Source organism: Paenibacillus sp. FSL P2-0136, from assembly GCF_037975325.1.
In the GTDB taxonomy this organism is placed as follows: Bacteria; Bacillota; Bacilli; order Paenibacillales; family Paenibacillaceae; genus Paenibacillus_AQ; species Paenibacillus_AQ silagei.
The window spans coordinates 7,129,341-7,147,544 of record NZ_CP150244.1; the positions used below are offsets into that span (position 1 = coordinate 7,129,341).

Here is an 18,204-nt window from a genome sequence, read left to right on the forward strand (position 1 = left end):
TTTTTAATTAATAATCACGCGCCGCATCGAACCAGCCCTGCGCCGCTTCCTCTGTTATAGGCTGGCCGAGCTGGTGCTCTGACTGGCTGAGCTGCCATACCGCTTCGCCCAGGTCTTCCCTCTCGGTAGTCTCGATGCCCTTCAGCGAATTGAAGCGCAGGGTGAAGGCGGTAATGGCTGCTTCCGCCTCTTCAAGATTGCGGGCCTCCGCCATAGCTGCTTGTGCAGCATCGTAGGCTTCGTTCGCCAGCTTGGCCAGACGCTTCGGCCAGGCGGAGAATGGGCGGCCGTACTCGCTCACCCACCACTCAGGCTTTCTCAGCTGGCTCACCGAGGCATACTCATCCCAAGGGCGCATCTTGGCCCGCGCCTTCATCTGTTGCCTTAGACGCTTGCCGCCGGCCTCTTCCACATTGAAGGCAATGAACCGGTCCAGCAGCGGCCACGTATCCAGCGAAGGCAGACCGTCAAGCTCCGGCATGAAGCGCAGCTCCAGGCTGGTCAGCCCGGTAAGGCGGGCAAGTGCGTCAAGATCACAGAAGCTGCCCCACAAGCTCAGGGATTCCAGGTTCGGAAACTGCCCCAGACCCGCCAGCGAGATGGGCTGGCCCAGCGGCGGGCTATTCAGCGTCAGGTTGGTCACACCCTGCAGCTCACCCAGATCCGGCAGCCGGTACGGCGCATCGCTCCTGCGCCGGCTCATATCCGGTACTAAGGCCAACGTAGTCGGCAGATGGCCGGAGGCCGAGATGCGGGTCAGATCGCCGGACAGGCTCAGGTTGTACAGCTTGTCCGGCAGCTTCATGCGGAGTAATCCGCCGGACTGCTGGCTCATTGTAATATTCAAGCCGTAGATATCTGCCCGGCTGGCATCCATCTCCGCAGCCTCCGGCAGCACCGGGGTCCAGCTTATACTCTCAATAGGCCGCCGCTCCGCCCACTCCAGGAAGCCCGTGTCAACGCCGGTATAGCTCAGATAACGCGGCCAAGGGGAGCCGGCCGGGGTGGCGAAGGGTTCGAAGACGGACCAGTTGATGCGCTCATCCGCAGCGACCAGCATCTCTGCCTGTGGCTTCGACTCCATGGGGCCGATCGATAAGCTGCCCATACCGGGCTTGCGGTCAAGCGTGTGGCTACCGGGCCCCGTCAGATCAAGGACATACCGTCCGGGTTCTGTAATCGGAGCCGGGGGAAGAGCTTGGTTATCTGTGGACATTTGCTTCATCCTCTCTGCTTGATCCTACCTGTATTCTCGATACTACTAATATTCTCCATACTACCTTTGTTTGCTATATTAACTCAACCATACGATATCCTGGGGCTCACAGCAACTTTGACGGCCCTCTATCCTGTACATATCCTATGCCAACTGCGGTCTCATCCAATTGTAATCGATTTTTCGATTACATTTGGCCCATGCGCCCCCACCAGGCCCATTGTAATCGGTTTTCCACTTACATTTCCGTCCATGCCCCTCTCGCGGCGCATTGTAATCGGTTTTTCGATTACATTTCCGTCCATGCCCCCCTCGCGGCGCATTGTAATCGGTTTTTCGATTACATTTCCGTCCATGCCCCCCTCGCGGCGCATTGTAATCGGTTTTTCGATTACATTTGGCCCACGCGCCCCCACCCGGCCCATTGTAATCGGTTTTCCACTTACATTTCCGTCCATCCCCCTCTCGCGGCGATTGTAATCGGTTTTTCGATTACATCCGCCCCAGCACATCGCCCGCCCCGCGCAATGGTGTTCGGTTTTTTGCATCCATTCCGCCCATGCCATAACGCGAACAAGCCCGGGCCGTTACCGGCCCGAGCGCTCATTCTCTATTTAGTTTGCCGTGCAGCAATCACACGCTCTGCCCTTCATTCGTCCCTGCCTTGTACATACTCTCTGCTTCAACCGGATTCTCTTTGGCTGTCAGATGCTGCGGAGTGATCCGGTACACTTGTACGGGTCCGCCGTACACAGCCGACCGGTATTTCTCGACATGCTGCTTGGACAGAGGCCGGTTATAGTATCCGGGCACATACTTGTTCATCATCTCCTGCAGGACCTGCGTAGCCTCATCCAGATCCGTCACTGGCTCTGCCTGCCCGAAGACCATCACGCTCATATAGGCAGTATCCGTCTTGGCGGGCACGGGATTCGTGATTGTCCCATACTCCTCACAGACTGTGAAGCATACCTCTGAGTTCTCACTCATCACCTGATTGCGTCTTCCATCCCCGGCCCCGTGGATATACAGCTTCCCGTCCATCCACACATAGTTAAGCGGCACAACATACGGGAGATTACCATCCGCTAATCCCAGAAACCCAATTCTCGCCTGCTTCAAAAACTGTTCAATCCTCGCCTCATCCTTACATTCCCTGACCTTGTAACGAACCGGATTCATATCGAACCCTCTCCTTCCCGCGTCCTCCGCGTATACGTTATTCGGTAGTATATCAGCTATTGGATTGTGCTAAAATATCCAAAGAACATAGTTTCGACCAATCCATAATTTAGGCACTGCACCGAAACAACAAACGGGAGGGGACTTCTCACAATGTTCGTCAACCGCAACGACCCAAGTCCGATCTGGCAGCAACTGCTGAATCAGGCCATTCACAATATTACACAAGGCATCTGGACCCCGGGTGAGCTGCTGCTCCCTTCCCGTGAACTCGCAGAGCAGCTTGGAGTTTCCCGCTCCACGGTGCAGCTCGTCTATGAGGAACTGCTGAGCAGAGGGTATACCATAACCTCCCGGCGGGGCGGAACACGGGTAAGCCATTGGAACCCGGTTCCTGAAGCGGCACAGGAGGAGTCGGTGCCGGAAGGACCTGTTCCACCTTTAATTCCCCTGCTGAACTCAGCGGTAGATCAGCTGCAAGACTGGTTCGGAGGCCATCAGCCTCAGGAGGTGATGATCGATTTCACCCCCCACGAGCCTTATGTGGATAGGACCTTCCAGAACCACTGGCGGCAATCTCTGCTTCACGCCTCTGCCGCAATGGACGTATCCGATTGGTCCTACGGCAATCCCTATGGTCTCCTGCCGCTCAGGGAACAGATTCAGCGTTACTTGCTGCTTGAGCGGGGCATACGGATTGAGCTCAATCAGATTCTGTTGACCTCAGGAGCGCAGCACAGCCTTGACCTGATTGCCCAATCCCTGCTCACGGAAGGAGATACCGTCTCTGTGGAAGATCCCGGCTTCCCTGCGGCATGGATGGCGATGAATTACCGGCGGATGCACGTAGCCCCTGTCCCGGTAGACGGACATGGCCTTGTGGTTGACCAGCTTCACCCGGAATCGCGGCTGGTCTTCGTAACTCCATCGCACCAGTGCGCCATAGGCTCCGTGATGTCAGAGCCGCGCAGGCAGCAGTTGCTGCATCAGGCCGTGCAGGAGCAGCTATGGATTATAGAGGACGGCTATGACAGTGAATTCCGCTACCGTGGCGACCCGCTGCCCACGCTCTATAGCCAGGCGCCGAATAATACCCTGTATATGATGAGCTTCTCTAAAATGATCGCCCCGGCCATCCGTATCTCGGCGATTGTCGGCCCGGCGCGGGCCATTGCCCAGCTGGCCCGCGTACAGGAGCTGACCTACCGCCACCTTCCGGTGATGGACCAGCTCACCTTGACCCATTTTATTCAAAAAGGGCACTTCATGCGCCATATGCGCAGAGTCCGCAATGTGTACCGCCGCAGACATGAGGCCATCACCAAGGCGATAACCGCAAACGGTCTAGCCGAGCGGTTCACCCTGAGCGGAGCAGAGACGGGACTGCATGTCTTCCTTGAGGCAGAATCAGACTACGATGAGGAAGCCGTGACCCGGTTAGCCCTGGAGCAGGGAATCCGGGTATATCCTCTTGCACACTACTGTCTGGAGAGCCGCAGGAAGGGTTGGGTGCTGGGGTTCGCCAAGGTGGATGAGACCTTGATTGAGCAGGGGATTCACCGGCTGGCCGGGCTGTTATTATAAGCCCCTGCTTATGGTCCCGGATGATCTGCTCTCCTTGCGCCCAAACTGCACATAATAAACCATGCTCACCGCAATAACCAGAACAGCAAGCACCGCAAAAATATTACTAAACACAAAGGAAGCCTCATTTCCAGGTATAGGATTGAACGCCGCTGCCTGGGCACCGGAGTCGAGCACCTTGCCCAGGACCGCCGTCGATGTAGCGGCTGAGATGAAGGTGAGCATGGAGAACAGCCCCATCCCCACTCCTGTCTGCTCTGGGGTCAACGTCCGCGAAACCGTATTTGACATAGCAATCTGCATGAACGACTGGCCCAGCACACAGAAGATCAGCGAGATGGAGACCAGAACCGCAGAGCCTCCAGCTACTGAAGACAAACACAGGAAGCCTATCCCCAGAAGCGAGGCCGCCGTATACACGAGCCGAGGATTCCCGTGCTCATCTGCCAGCTTGCCGCCCTTACGGCCCAGAACCGTGGTAACGATAGCTGCCGGCAGCATGATGATCCCGACATAGGCGGGAGACAGACCGTTTACAAGTGTCAGCAGCTGCGGGATGAGATATGGAGAGCTGAAGCTGATGCCCGTAATGCAGAAGGTAATCATCAGGATGATCGAATACTGCCTGTTGCGGAAAATATCGGGATGGATAAACGGAGCCGCAGCGGAGCGGATACGCAGAATAAACAGGAGGAGCATCAGAACCGCTGCCAGCGCAAACGGGAAGCTCCCGCTCGTTAATGCCAATAAAATTGCCGTTACCGCCCCAGCCAGCAATATGCCGCCAAGCCAGTCCATCGGACCGGCCTTTCCTGATTCATCATCCTGCAGATATTTGCGGTAGACCGGCAGTGTCAGCAGCGACAGCAACGGAATGAGGAACAGAATCCGCCAGCTCCAGGCGCTGATGACCATACCGGCAATAATCGGCCCCAGCGCTGTACCCAAAGCTATCCCAATGGCAGACGTACCCAGCGCACGGCCTCTTTTCTCAGGGGAGAAGTAACGGACCGGAATGATCATCGCCATAGCAGGGATCACGGAAGCCCCGCCTGCCTGAACTACACGGCCTGCAATGATCATCCAATATTCGGTGGCGGCCAGGCCAGCCATAGATCCCAGCACAAAGAGCATTAATCCATATGTCAGCAGGTCCTTCAACCGGTACTTCTCCGTCAATTTGCCAAAAGTAACCGCACCGACAGCATATACAATCATATAACTGGTAATGACCCAGCTAACCTGAGATGGAGATAATTCAAATTGCTTACTGATCGTCGGCAGCACAATATTGAACATATTCGCATTCATTGATGAAATCACCAGGATAAAAACGAGCGCGCGCATTAACACATTCCCTCTGATGTCAGGGGTTACAGCATGGTTCTTCATAGGTGGTGCTCCTCTCTCCATATATCAATTCGATTTAGGTTAGTCAGTACTTACTGTCATTTCATTCAAAAAAACAACTAGGGCGTTAAAGCCCTAGTAAAGGTCTGGACACTTGCCGTAATGAATTCCTCCAGCGACACCGAAGTGAAATTCCCCTCATCGTCCAGATTGTTCAGGAATGCGCCATAATTCATCACCATAAATTGCACAGCCTGCACTCTGGGATTCCCGGGAATCAGCTTCCCCCGCTCGGTCATGGCCTTGAAATAATCCGTCAGATTCCGCATCAACTGCTCCGGAGCGGTTCTGCTATACTCCTTAAGGCCGGGGAGTTGATCCCCTTCCTTGATAAATATCATGTTCATCTTCCGGTTGCGGTTCATAATCTCATGATACGTCCGGCTGACCAGCAGCAGATCGGTATGAAGATCCCATATAATGCTTTCATTGAACAGCCTGGCCATATCTTCGGTATAATGAAACCGGTCGAAGGCCCGCTCCAGCAGGTTCAGCTTGGTTCCGAACTGGCGGAACAGCGTCTTCTCGCTTAAGCCTGCCGCCGCCGCAATCTCCTGGGTGGTCACACTCTTGTAGCCCTTCTCTGCGAACAGATCAATGGCAGCGGTCAGGAGTTTATCACTGGTACTTAGCGATTTGCTCTCCATCATCATATTCCTCATTTCAAAAGTTGACTGTCAGTACTAACTGACATATTAGACTAAGAATACACCCTGCTCCCGAATTTAGCAAGGTGTATCGTACTGCCCGCTACCCGCTTAAGCCGTTTCCAGCTCAATACGCTTGTCCTATTCTAACAGCGAGGTAACGCCCAGTGCAGCAAATAGGAGCAAGCCCAGCCCCAGCAGAATGCCTCCCATCAGCGAATACCGTACCTCCCGCTGAAACGATGCGGTGCCTGGGCCTCCAGGTGCCGGCGGGCCGGGCTGGGCTACCGCGCCTTCCAGACGGGTACGCCTGCCCGTGCGCCGCCGTTGATAGCCAATAATGAGTAATACAATCCCCAGCAGACTCAAGAAGCTGCCAGGGTAGACGAATGCCATCCACAGGTTGTCCATAGTACACCTCCCTGTCCGTGATCTTGATCTATACTTAACCAAGTCACGGTACGCCAAACAGGGAGATGCCGCCAGGCTAGAAGCCCATCAAAGTTCAGCTTTTGAAAATTACTTTAACTAATCGCTTGCTGAGGGTTTACCGCGCCGCGATTAAGGTAAAGGGAGAGGCTTAATTGCAATCTGTACAACTAAATCGGCGGATGTGTCGCCAAATCTCTGTTTAGCTGTATTTCGTGCACTTAAAATGCCTCTATACCTGGATTTTTGCCCATTCGGGCAAATGTAGTTGTACAAACTACAGTTAGAAGAGGAAAGCCTTCCATTTCACTGTTTTTAGTTGCACCGAATACATTTATCTCTAATAGTTCGCTACGAACTGAATGCATCCTTTACTCCATGGGGTTCTTTACTTGCTAAAGGTGGCTTCCTTCCAGAATTAAAAGCAGGTGAACGAGCTAACCCGGTTCAAATCAACGCCGTAGTATCCCCAGAAGAAGCCATTCCATCTGAAGCCTGCGACCGAACTTCTGCCCACGAATACCGGGTAGAACCAGAACTGCTCACCATTATTCAGCCAGATATAAGTGTTGCGGAACAGGCATCCTCTGATGCCTCCGGGGTCAACCGCATAAGCAGTAACCGCCGGTGCTTGCGGTACGAATTGCGGCGGTGGCGCCGTCGGTGCGGCTACTCCTCCCGGTGCACCCCCGGGCGTCCCCGGAAATCCCCCAGGCCCTCCGCCTGGTATCCCTGGAATCCCCGGCCCTCCCGGCAAGCCTGGTCCACCCGGAAATCCCGGTATCCCCGGAAATCCTCCGCCGCCTCCCGGCACTGGTATAAATCCCATATCTATCGCTCCTCTTTCGTTTCATTAGGCATAATCATCATATGCATTCGCGGAGAAGATGCCTGGGCGGATGCCCAGGTGCAATGGGCTTTTAACAGCATCCCGCCTAGCGGAGGGCAATCGGTGTTACAGCTCCTTTTGTACGCGGCCATAATAATCCCGGACAATGCTTATAGATGGTGTACATCCCCGTCTTCCTCCTCCTCATGGATCATCAGACTATATCGTAAGAGCGGAACTCATCAATGAACTCCTCCAGCCAGTCTTCCGTGTAATCCAGCGCCCCGCTATCACTGATGAACTCGACATCAAGTCCCATCACCCACAACCGGCGGGCAATCATAAACAGATCAATTACAGATTCATCTTGTTCGGAGAAGTCTCTGACCGAGCGGTAGCCCGACATTAACGCCTGCCACAGCGGTTCCTTCTTCTCCTGAGGCAGGCGTTTTCTATGCCGGACCTGGGCCAAGTCGTAGGCGCGCCAACCTTGTGCCGCCCATTCAAAATCATAATGCGTGAACGCATCGCCCTCCTGGAAGGCATTGTTATTCCCGTGCAAATCTCCGTGGCAGATGCCCCAGTCCAGGCCCGGACTAGCAGCGTTGATCCGTTCCGTTAATGCACCGGCGAACTCGCGCAGATAAGCAGCAGAGCGGTGTCCCTCACCGAGATAATCCACAATACGGTCCAGCGGCTGGAAGATCAGAGCGCGGGTATCCAGATCCGGTCTAGGCAAATCTAAGGAGACCCTGTCCATGGCAGCATGCAATTCAGCAGCGGATTTTCCGAAGGAAGCACATGATTCCTCATCATGCAGCACGTTCTCAGTGCCTGTCAGATAGCTGTAAATCACGGCAACTCTCGGGCCCTCCGGCGCATCGATGACCGTATATAAGCTGCTGTTCTTTTGAGGGAGGGGAACGGAAACCTTTGTATTTACTGCGCTTAGTTGGTGTTCCAGCTGTGTCAGGAGGGACAATTCATAGACAACATCACATTCAGCTATCGATTGGCGGTAGATCCGAAGAATATAAGTGCCTCTGCCGGTACGGATTCTGTAAGTATCGTTCAAGCCGCGTAACCAGAACAGGCAATCTCGCCAATCTCCAATGTCGTACAGAGGACTAAGGCAATATTCCAAATACTTTGGATCTAGAACGGAACGCATGGCCGTCGGTTTTTTATACATTTTGCTCTCCCCTAGCTTGCTGCTCCAGCCGGACAACGGTCTCCTCGAACGTTTTGACCGGGCTGTAGCCGAGCTCGTTTTTTATTTTGTCGCAGCTATACGCGGTTCTTATAGGGTCTCCGCCCGGTATAACGAACTTCTTGTTCAGGGCAAGACCGATACGCATCGTAAAATCTTTTTCCGGATAATTTCCGTCAATTGCGTTATAACACTGGTTCCCAGCCGCAGGCTGCGTCGCTGCCAGTACACACATCTCAGCCAGGTTGTCCGCATGCACCCAGGGCGTTAAGTCCTCCGGATGAATCCAGTCCACTTCCCCGGAATCAGCAAGCTTAGTGATCAGTCGGTCGCCCCAGTGCGAGTTGGATTCGGAGCAGATCACTCCAGGACGCAGGATCACACTTGTCAAACCGTTAGCCCTTGCAGCTTGTACAATCCGTTCCGATTCACATTTGGTTGAAATGTATACCTCCCCGTGGCCGAAGGCAAGACTACTGGCCTCGTCCAGCTCCACCTCTCCATCAAAATGACCATAGACCGATACCGTAGAAATATGCACGAAGCATTCCACTCCCGCAGATACAGCACCGTCAACCAGACTCTGAACCCCCTGAATATTGGATGCCTCGGCAATCGCCCGGTCCTCCCCCAGATACGCCGCAGCGTGAATGACAATATCCACATTCCGAAGCGCTTCCACAATAAAAGCTCTATCTGTCAAGTCTCCAATGACGGGTGTAATGCCGAGCTCTTCACATAGCGCGATCTGGTCCGCATTTCGGATAAGTCCTTTGACCTCTGCTCCCTCGCTAACACATCTTCTGGCAATTTTATCTCCTGCCGTGCCCGTAACGCCTGTTACGAGAACGACTTTATCTCGAAGTCTCATGGAGAACCTCCTTTAGTAAATACTATATTTTATCGCCTTCTTATCTATTTTACCTACGGATGTTCTGGCAAGTGACTGAGTAATCACTAGGCGGGTAGGCAACTTATATTCGGCTATCGATTGACCGCAGAATTGTTGCAAATCCTCTAGAGCGAGTGTCTGCTTATCCTTAAGTACAACTACCGCTGTGACTTCTTCACCTTCATCCGGCAAGGGCGTTCCTATAACAGCAGCCTCAAGAATAGAAGGATGTACGCTTATTGCCTGCTCCACTTCAGCACAGTAGACATTAGAAGCCCCTACTATAATCATGTCTTTCTTCCGGTCCGCAATGTATAAATAACCGTCTTCGTCCAGTCTGCCGAGATCCCCTGTATGGAGCCATCCATTTCGGATGGTCTTGCCTGTCTCTTCCGGATTGTTCCAGTAACCAAGCATGATTTGTTCACTTCTGCATATGATTTCGCCAATGTCTCCTTGCTCTACATCTTGCCCTGAGTCATTGACTATACGCACCTCAAAAGGCTTCTGGCCCCAGCGCTCCATATGGGATGGATTCCCGACCGACTGCAGCCGATGAAGCTTTCCCTCTGCAAGGCACTCTTGTACAGATAAAAAGCTGATAAATTGACCGCTCTCTGTCTGTGAATACACCTCGGATATCTGCGCGTTAGGGAATACTTCCAGAGCTTGCTGCAAGGTCTTCTCACTGATCGGAGCACCTCCGCAGGATATGCCTGCCACGGACCCGACTTCTCTGGAACCGTTACCTGCCAATGCAGTAATATCCCTAAATAGGAGCCCGACGGTTCCCAGAAATCTGATTTGCTCATGCTCAATAATATCTATAACCTCGTTAGCCTGCAGCGGATAGGAGTCCGGATAAATGAGACAGCCTCCTTCAAAAAGAGTTGTCCAAAGGATAAATTGTCCGGTAAGATGGGCTTGATTGGGAACAAGCGATTTTTTGGCCGGATTATGCCCTCCGCCTCTTGCCGGGCTCATAAAGGCCCACTTTCTGATCGCCCGATGGGAGTGCATCACTCCCTTGGAGCGTCCCGTTGTGCCCCCGGTATAAATCAGAAGAGCAATGTCATCCGGCTGTGCTGTGTACCATGCTGTTAATGGAGAGGAAGTCGCGATTAAATCTTCTAAGGACAGGCCGCCGTTGACCGGCTTGAACGTGATGGTAAAAGCTATACTGGGCGCTGAAAGAGAAGAGGCTATTCTCGGATGATCAGCATCATACACGATAGCCGTTGGGGCAGCATCTTCAAGGATCTGATTCATCTCTCTAGAGGCCAGACCTGGAAAGATTGTAACTGGAATGGCACCTATAGCAATTACGGCACATTCTGCAATCACAAGATATGGACAAGGATCACCTGCAAGCGCCACCCGTTCACCGGGTCCTATTCCCAAGTCCTTCAGACCTCCCGCCACACAGCTCACCTGATGCAGTAATTGTTGATAGGTCAGATACTCATTTCTGTACTTTGTAGCATAGTGATCGGGCTGTAACCGGGCCACATGAGGCAATATTTCTGAAAGAAGCATACGTATACCCTCCAAGAGTGTTTATCCTGCTATTTGCTGATCCGCCCCATCCGCTCAGCCCAAATAATCATCCGGCAGGTGCAGCTCCCGCAAGCAAGCGGTGAATTTCTCCCTGAAATTAGGATTTCCTTTGTATTCGGGCCATATCGCCTTATAGTAAGGCAGAAGCTTCTCATGTGGAATAACGTCCCAATGTGAAATGGAGCTGCGCAGTACCTCTGTACCTCCGGTACGGAACATCTGCTCAATGATCTGCCAGCTCTCCTGCTTATTCCCGCAGTCTCTCACGGCATAGATCGCAGCCGTCTGCATAACCAGGCTGGTATGGCACAGGAAGGGTGCGAAATCGCGGAGGTTCACAGCATCGCAGTCTTTTAGAATATAACCGGCATAACGCAGAGTTTCCGCATCATTAATCCCTTCAAGCCTCTCAAGCCTCTGCCGGATCAGCGGAATGAATTCGGTCCGGTCCTCATTCTTGCCGTAAGTATGCAGAATGGTTAAGGCGCGGAGCGCTCCCTCAGCGTCATCCGACTGCAGCAGCTTCTGCAGATAGGGCCTGCCCGCCGCAAAGGACGTTTTGCAGAGCAGCGAGATGGCTGTTTTGGAATCCCGGGGGCTATGCTCCGTCACATGCTTCAGGAATTCCAAGGTCGACGGGGCGATTCGCTTGAACTTGAACATGGCCTCCAGCGCCTTGGCCTGCAGCTTCCCGTCAGGAGTGTTCCGATACAGCTGAATAAGCGTATTCTCGTCACCCGGCAGCCGGCTGCCAAACCATGCGTTGTCATAATCCAGAATAATCTCATCCAGCCAGCGCTCGTACCAGTCCAGGAAGTTATCTTCATAGACGAAGAAGAACGGGCGGTCAGGGAAAAATTCCGAGGTATACACAATCCTCCCCCGGTGCTCCCCTTCCAGCACGAGATACATCTCATATTCGCAGCCCTGGGTGCCGATACACAGCATTCCGCCAAGCGCCTTGTTTCTGGCCTCCTCGTATTCTTCATCCGAGATGTCCCGCTCCCCCGTCAGAGGCTCCGTCAATAGATTCCATTCCTCTGCAGTCATCCCGGGGCAAAGCGCCGCCCGGCCCTGGAGTGCCGGAAGCTCGGTATAGGAGGTGGCCTGTGCAAGCGGATAGATTCCGTAATACGGCCCAGCCCCGCCGTTCCCGATCTCTGCCAGGAATCCGGCAAACGGCTCAGGAAGCTTGATCCCATATTGTGCCTCCCAGTCCGCCAGCTCGCCTGCCGTAAGCATCTCTGCAAGCTTGTATTGATGCGATGAGGCCCCGAATTCCGCAAATTCCGCATCCTTGCAGAGGGCCTGCTCCAGCTTCGTCCTGATCCGCGCAAGCTGCGCAGCCTGCTTTTCTAATTCCATGATGATCCCTCCTGCATATTCAAAGAATGTCACATAATGGCCTGGGCGATTGTCTTCCATCATATCACACCCTGCATATGTTCCAGGCTCCTCGTTTATTAGACAAGAATAAGCCCGCCGCCACGGTGAAGTGGCAGGCGGGCTTATGGCCATGGAAGGTCTATTGGACAGCGTTAGACAGCTCTGTGAAAATAACCCCCAGGGCAAATGCGCCCGCATCCGGGTGGCCGATGCTGCGCTCACCTACTGTCCCGGCCCGGCCCATCCGCGCAACGATGGATTTCGTACGCTCCGCCCCCGTGACAGCGGCTTCAGCCCCCCTGGCGAAGGCCTCCTTCAAGGACAGCTGCTGCTGCGCGCTGCTCTTCCAGGCTTCAGCACAAGGAATCAGCGCATCGATCAGCGTCTTATCACCCACGACTGCTCCCCGTCCGAAGGAGCGTTCACCAGTAGCCTGGATGCCCTGAGCCGCCGCGTCCAGCATCCCGGCCATCTCCAGCGTATTCAGCGAGGTCCGGCCTGTAGCATATTTGCCTGCTGAGCGGAAGGCCGAGCCCCAGATTGGACCGGAAGCTCCGCCGCAATGCTCCATAATGATCAGGGAGCAGGCCTGAAGGAAGCTTCCGATATCCGTAGCGTGATCCTGCACAAGCTCCTTCCATTCCCGCTTCAATTGCTTGAAGCCTTTGGCGACACTCATCCCGAAGTCTCCATCACCCGCATGAGCATCCAGCTCACAGAAGGGAGCCTCATTCGCGATAATAATCTCACTCATCTTATCCACCAGATAGATGATGTTCGTAAGCCGCAGCCGTTCGTCACGGAGGACAGCGAAGCCCGGATCTGTCTCGGCCGTCAGGCTCACCTCAGCCTGAGCCTCCTGCTGCGGAAGAGGGCTGACGTATTGCACCGGCGCAAGCTCACCCGTTAACCGGAGCGCCGGAGTATCGCAAGGCTCAGCAAGCCATCTGCGCAGCTCATCATCCAGCTTCATCAGGCTGATGGAAGCGCCGGCCATATCTATGCTGGTCATATAGTTGCCTACAAGAGATTGGCGGATGATGATCCCCCGTTCTCCCAGACTACGGATCACAGAGTGATTGAGCAGGTACAGCTCCTGCAGAGGCGTTGCGCCGAAGCCGTTGACCAGCACCACTACCTCTCCGCCGTCCGGCTGATCCAGGTTCAGACTGGCCAGCAGGGCAGAGATCATACGTTCCGCCAGCTCATCGGCGGTCAACAGCTTTTCTCTGCGGATGCCCGGTTCACCATGAATGCCGACCCCATACTCCATCTCATCCTCCTGAAGCTGGAAGGTAGGCGTACCCTTGGCAGGAACGGTACAGGAGGTAAAAGCAAAACCAAGACTACGCACATGCTCTGCGGCATGCTGCGCGGCCTGCTTCACCTCGGCCAGCGGCAGTCCGGCCTCGGCAGCCGCCCCGGCAACCTTATGCACCAGAATCGTGCCAGCAACCCCTCGGCGTCCCACCGTATACAGGCTGTCTTCTACTGCAATATCATCATCAACCTTGACATAGTCCACAGCGAGGCCGTCCTCAGCCGCCAGATAAGCCGCATTCTGGAAGTTCATCATATCGCCGCTGTAATTCTTGATGATCAGCAGAGCGCCCTTATGGCCGGTATGGTTGCGGATCGCCTGGTAGACCTGAATCTGTGACGGGGAGGCGAAGACATCCCCGCAGACTGCGGCATCCAGCATTCCCGGTCCGACCAGCCCGGCATGCGCCGGCTCATGGCCGCTGCCCCCGCCGCTGATCAGCGTTACCTTGTCAGGATTCGGCGCAGACCTGGAGACAATTTTGTATTTGCTGTCGAATGTCAGCTGCGGATGAGCCATCACCAGTCCACTGCACATCTCACGGACGAGATTGGCCGGATCGTTGATTATCTTTTTCATACGCGCTGCTCCTTACTCTTCTTGAAGGCTTCGCCCAGCTTGTCAGCGACAGCAATGGCAGCGGCAACCGCTTCAGCGGTAACCGGGAACGGCATGGAATGAATCGACTCTTCCGGGATACACGCCTTGCGGGCCACTTCCAGCAGCTCCTCATGGGAGATAGAAGCGACACCAATATCGGCTAGGCATACGGGAAGGCCAACAGAGTGGCAGAAGGACAACACCTGATCGATCTCTGCCTGCTGCGCGTTCTCCAGAACGAGCTGTGCAATCGTGCTGAAGGCCACCTTCTCGCCATGGTAATAATGATGGGTGCCTTCAAGCGCCGTCAGGCCGTTATGGATGGCATGTGCGGCAGCCAGACCGCTGCTCTCGAAGCCAAGTCCCGACAGCAGGATGTTCGTTTCGATAATATTCTCCAGCGCCGGTGTCACCACGTTCTGATCACAAGCCAGCTTGGCTAAGACGCCATCCTCCAGCAGTGTATCGTAGCATAAGCGGGCAAGGGCCAGCGCGGCTTTGGTGCCTTTGGCCTCCGTAATCACGCCTGCATGCACTCCGCAAGGAAGCCCCGCATTGACATTGGAATAGGATGCCGCAGTAGCTCTGGCCTCGAAGTAGGTGGAGAGGGCATCGCCCATCCCGGATACCAGGAAGCGGGTAGGAGCCTGCGCAATAACAGTCGTATCAATCAGCACCACCGAAGGGCTGGCTTTGAAGTAAGCATAATCCTCGAAAGCGCCTTCAGAAGTGTAAATCACAGCGGAATGGCTGGTGGGTGCATCGGTGGCCGCAATGGTAGGAACGATAATCAGCGCATCGCCTTCTGCCACACATTTGGCCGTGTCGATCGCTTTGCCTCCGCCAAGACCGATTGTACAAGCACACTTGTGCTCACGGGCCAGCTCCTGTAGTCTGGAAATCTCCTGCCGGGAGCATTCGCCCTGGAAATCCCCCTTCACGAGGGTAATGCCGAATTGACTGCTGGTGGCATCGAGCTTGGCCTGCACACGCTTCACATCATCCGGGTGCGCAATCAGCAGAGCCGATGTGCCGAAAGTACTGACGAAGTATCCCAATTGAAGCAGCTCATCCTCACCTTGTGTGTATTTAGCCGGGCTGATAAAGGTTCTTCTCATTCTTTCATTCCTCCTCGAGTCGTATGTCCCCATTATAGACAAGTGGATAGCGCGGCGCATGGGACAAAGCAAACGAATTAATATGCTGCAAAATAGTATTATTATGTTGTCAGCATCTGAATTATAATTATCTTGTTCTCATTGTCACTGTAAATGGAAGGAGTGAGCCGGATGCAATCCAAATTCGATTTGAAATATATCATTGATATGGATGAATGGGGCAAGCTTCAGGAATCATTGTCCCTGGTGACGCGCATGGCCATCATTATGGTCGATTATAAAGGTGTGCCGGTTACCGCACATAGCCGATGCCAGGCCTTCTGCCAGACCGTGCGCAGCGACAAGGAATTCTCAGCCTATTGTCAAAAATGTGACGCGCGCGGAGGTCTGGAGGCTGTGCGGCTGAGCCGGCCCTATATCTACCGCTGCCACTTCGATATTCTCGACATTGCTATCCCTATCATTGTCGATAATCAGTACATCGGTGCGCTGATGGCCGGACAGATCCGGCTGGCGGAGGGAAGCGGCCCGAATCTGGAGCAGATTGTGTCCCGTCCGCACCAGGACGCCATGACGAAGGATCGGGCCCGCAAGTACGAGCTGCTGCCCGTCATGACGTATGAGGAGGTCGTAGCCACCGCCGATATGCTCTATCATTTGTGCAACTATGTGGTCAAGGAATCGATCCTGAAGCATGAGCTGCTGGAGCGAAGCCGGCAGCATGAGGCATTGAACCCGCAGCATGAGGCCAAGCCGAAGCCCGAACGGTCTGCGCTGCCCCTAGAGCCGCCCTCGGCTCCCAAGACTCCGGCCTCTTCGGGAAGCGCATACAAGACGGAATGCATAAGTCCTACTCTACAGCCTGCTTTGGACTATATGCTAAGCCACCGGGAGGAGAATTTCTCGCTGAAATCGCTGGCGCAGCTATGCCATATCAGCCCTAGCTACTTCAGCCGCTTGTTCACCAGGGAGATGGGCGAGCATTTCTCCCTATATGTCGCACGCATGAAGATCGGGTGGGCGAAGGAGCTGCTGGCAACAACGGATTGGTCAGTCAACGAGATCAGCAATCACTTGAATTTTTGCGATGCCGGTTATTTCATTAAGATCTTCAAGAAATACGAGTCGGCAACTCCCCTGTCCTACCGTGCTGCACTTAAGGACAGACATTGAGGGGAAGATGAATGGGATAGCTGGCTTGAATTCATTCTCAGCCTCCGCCCGATCCGGTATAATAGATACAACACTATTCGAGCAGGGGGTTAGCCGCATGAAGCTGAACGAACAAGGTGTGCTCATCGTTGAAGAGGATGATATACACGACATGTACTTTTTTCTGGTCCATGACGGGTTGACATTCAAGGATTCTTTCGAGATTGGGCTGGAAAGGCATAAGATTGAGCTGTACCCCGGCAGCGTATCTGCTATTGTTCCCCCGCAGGCCATGCCCGAGGACTATGGCTACCCGGAAGAAGACCTTCCCCGTATAGTGGAGGGGATTTATTCAGCCGTCCGGGAGTATGATCCGGGCTTCGGAGTGTGGTAACATCCCTGCTGCCTGTCTACAGCATCAAGGGATAACCAGGCCGTTCTTGAACGCCAGCTTCACATCATTCTCACGGACATAGGCGGAATAGTCCCATGATTCTCCCTCCTGCAGCCGCTTGTATGTCTGATGAATATTCCGGCGCCAAGGCGACGGCCGGCTGTTGAAATAATTCGTAAAGAAGCGCTGCGCCTGCTCTTGTGTGCCGAAGCACAGCAGATAGGCCAGCGGACTGGATTCAGCATCGCAGATGCCGGGGAATCCTGCGCCGCAAGCGGCAAGCTGCTCCAGTGCGCGGGGACGGTCTGCGAACAGCTCGAACAGCGGCAGGACACGTTCCCCAATCAGCTGACCGATCTCCTGCCGGGAGGAATCCAGTTGTGAGCCGGCGACCTGCCAGACGATAGCGCTTGACGATTTCTGCGGCCTGCGCAGCGAGCCGAACAGAACGGTATCGTCCCCTCTGCCGGTTTGTCCGGCAAGCCATTTTTTGACGGACTTGCTGGCAATCCGCAGGTTCACGGTCATCCGTACATCGGTGCGGGTGTTGTAAGACTGCGGTTGGAAAGAGAGCTCGAATATGGTATCTTTGTCGGCCGCTGTTTTTTTCCATACCGTACCCGCCTTATTGGATTTGAAGCCCTCTGCCTGGAGAAACTGCTGCCCGGTCTGCTGGCAGGCCTGAAGGAATTGAGCTTTGGGATCAAGCTTACGGTTAGAAGGGCCTTCAGACCAGACCTCCCACTGGGCAAAACGGTCATCCAGCACGGGCTTCAGGCGGTCGTAATTCTCCCAGCTGTTCTCTACATGATAGATGCTTGGATATTCACGGCCTTGTTCAGCCGCCAGGCGGTTGAACACCTCACCGTAATCATTGAGATAGCTTCCATACTGTGCGGCGAACGCCGATTGACCGTCATAATAATCGGCGGCGAAGGCATTGCCGCGCTCGTCCAGATCCTCATCCCAGAACTTCCCGTCACAGTACTCCAGCAGGTATTCCAGCCCTGTAAGCTCACGGCGTTTAAGCCCCTTCAGCGCCTCCGCCGACTCCTCAAGGTGAATTTCCCCCGCCATACCGCGGCCCAAGGCCCAGGCCAGAAACATGCCGATATGAATCCCGCCATTCTCTTCCGGCAGATCTGCAGGATAATCTCCCCCGGAATGCCAATCGATCCGGTCATATGCCATACGGGTCTCCTTTCGGCCAGCAGGCTCTAGCTCCCGGCTTCCCTTTTTAATTTGTCATCAAGGATGGAATTCAGTACAATGATCAG

The 18,204-nt window shown here is 54.3% G+C and carries 17 protein-coding genes; 3 read left to right on the forward strand and 14 right to left on the reverse strand.

Going from position 1 to position 18,204, the window contains the following annotated elements:
• Positions 1 to 7 precede the first annotated feature (7 nt).
• The 3 genes from NYE26_RS30445 to NYE26_RS30455 form a co-directional block, all read right to left on the reverse strand.
• Complete coding sequence (locus NYE26_RS30445; protein ID WP_339252434.1) at positions 8 to 1,216, reverse strand: hypothetical protein; 1,209 nt, start codon at positions 1,214 to 1,216, stop codon at positions 8 to 10.
• Between the two features lie 161 nt (positions 1,217 to 1,377).
• The gene (locus NYE26_RS30450) at positions 1,378 to 1,674 is read right to left on the reverse strand and encodes a hypothetical protein (RefSeq protein WP_339252436.1); all 297 of its coding nucleotides are present in this window, start codon (positions 1,672 to 1,674) and stop codon (positions 1,378 to 1,380) included.
• Between the two features lie 175 nt (positions 1,675 to 1,849).
• A complete protein-coding gene (locus NYE26_RS30455; protein WP_209868961.1) occupies positions 1,850 to 2,398 on the reverse strand; it encodes a pyridoxamine 5'-phosphate oxidase family protein in 549 nt (182 codons plus the stop codon).
• Positions 2,399 to 2,551: 153 nt separating this feature from the next.
• Here NYE26_RS30455 and NYE26_RS30460 point away from each other — a divergent pair, with 153 nt between their 5' ends.
• Positions 2,552 to 3,982 carry a PLP-dependent aminotransferase family protein gene (locus tag NYE26_RS30460; RefSeq protein ID WP_339252438.1) on the forward strand — a complete coding sequence of 477 codons (1,431 nt, stop codon included), beginning with the start codon at positions 2,552 to 2,554 and terminating at the stop codon, positions 3,980 to 3,982.
• Here the strand turns inward: NYE26_RS30460 and NYE26_RS30465 are convergent.
• The 10 genes from NYE26_RS30465 to NYE26_RS30510 all read right to left on the reverse strand — a co-directional run bounded on the left by NYE26_RS30465 (position 3,977) and on the right by NYE26_RS30510 (position 15,381).
• Positions 3,977 to 5,374 (reverse strand): MFS transporter, encoded by a 1,398-nt coding sequence (locus NYE26_RS30465; RefSeq protein ID WP_339252440.1) that lies wholly within the window; start codon positions 5,372 to 5,374, stop codon positions 3,977 to 3,979. The genes NYE26_RS30460 and NYE26_RS30465 overlap by 6 nt on opposite strands.
• A 77-nt stretch (positions 5,375 to 5,451) precedes the next feature.
• Entirely contained in the window at positions 5,452 to 6,054 is a 603-nt protein-coding gene (locus NYE26_RS30470) for a TetR/AcrR family transcriptional regulator (RefSeq protein ID WP_339252442.1), read from the reverse strand.
• Positions 6,055 to 6,180: 126 nt separating this feature from the next.
• Positions 6,181 to 6,450, reverse strand: coding sequence for a hypothetical protein (locus NYE26_RS30475; RefSeq protein WP_036722938.1), 270 nt, complete (start codon positions 6,448 to 6,450; stop codon positions 6,181 to 6,183).
• Positions 6,451 to 6,886: 436 nt separating this feature from the next.
• Positions 6,887 to 7,297 carry a hypothetical protein gene (locus tag NYE26_RS30480; protein ID WP_036722939.1) on the reverse strand — a complete coding sequence of 137 codons (411 nt, stop codon included), beginning with the start codon at positions 7,295 to 7,297 and terminating at the stop codon, positions 6,887 to 6,889.
• A gap of 214 nt (positions 7,298 to 7,511) precedes the next feature.
• Positions 7,512 to 8,489, reverse strand: a complete 978-nt coding sequence (locus NYE26_RS30485) for a phosphotransferase (protein ID WP_339252445.1) — start codon at positions 8,487 to 8,489, stop codon at positions 7,512 to 7,514.
• The gene (locus NYE26_RS30490) at positions 8,482 to 9,378 is read right to left on the reverse strand and encodes an NAD(P)-dependent oxidoreductase (RefSeq protein WP_339252447.1); all 897 of its coding nucleotides are present in this window, start codon (positions 9,376 to 9,378) and stop codon (positions 8,482 to 8,484) included. The genes NYE26_RS30485 and NYE26_RS30490 overlap by 8 nt, the downstream gene beginning before the upstream one ends.
• Positions 9,379 to 9,390: 12 nt before the next feature.
• Positions 9,391 to 10,935 carry a class I adenylate-forming enzyme family protein gene (locus tag NYE26_RS30495; RefSeq protein WP_339252449.1) on the reverse strand — a complete coding sequence of 515 codons (1,545 nt, stop codon included), beginning with the start codon at positions 10,933 to 10,935 and terminating at the stop codon, positions 9,391 to 9,393.
• 54 nt (positions 10,936 to 10,989) lie between these two features.
• The gene (locus NYE26_RS30500; RefSeq protein ID WP_339252451.1) at positions 10,990 to 12,321 is read right to left on the reverse strand and encodes an SMI1/KNR4 family protein; all 1,332 of its coding nucleotides are present in this window, start codon (positions 12,319 to 12,321) and stop codon (positions 10,990 to 10,992) included.
• 160 nt (positions 12,322 to 12,481) lie between these two features.
• Positions 12,482 to 14,242 carry a dihydroxyacetone kinase subunit DhaK gene (gene dhaK / locus NYE26_RS30505; RefSeq protein WP_339252453.1) on the reverse strand — a complete coding sequence of 587 codons (1,761 nt, stop codon included), beginning with the start codon at positions 14,240 to 14,242 and terminating at the stop codon, positions 12,482 to 12,484.
• The gene (locus NYE26_RS30510; RefSeq protein ID WP_209868978.1) at positions 14,239 to 15,381 is read right to left on the reverse strand and encodes a glycerol dehydrogenase; all 1,143 of its coding nucleotides are present in this window, start codon (positions 15,379 to 15,381) and stop codon (positions 14,239 to 14,241) included. The genes dhaK and NYE26_RS30510 overlap by 4 nt, the downstream gene beginning before the upstream one ends.
• Positions 15,382 to 15,552: 171 nt before the next feature.
• Between NYE26_RS30510 and NYE26_RS30515 the strand changes: the two genes are divergently transcribed.
• Positions 15,553 to 16,554, forward strand: a complete 1,002-nt coding sequence (locus tag NYE26_RS30515) for a PocR ligand-binding domain-containing protein (RefSeq protein WP_339252455.1) — start codon at positions 15,553 to 15,555, stop codon at positions 16,552 to 16,554.
• 97 nt (positions 16,555 to 16,651) lie between these two features.
• The gene (locus NYE26_RS30520; protein WP_339252457.1) at positions 16,652 to 16,927 is read left to right on the forward strand and encodes a hypothetical protein; all 276 of its coding nucleotides are present in this window, start codon (positions 16,652 to 16,654) and stop codon (positions 16,925 to 16,927) included.
• Between the two features lie 24 nt (positions 16,928 to 16,951).
• Here NYE26_RS30520 and NYE26_RS30525 read toward each other — a convergent pair whose 3' ends face one another.
• Positions 16,952 to 18,118, reverse strand: coding sequence for a hypothetical protein (locus tag NYE26_RS30525; protein WP_339252459.1), 1,167 nt, complete (start codon positions 18,116 to 18,118; stop codon positions 16,952 to 16,954).
• Between the last annotated feature and the right edge of the window lie 86 nt (positions 18,119 to 18,204).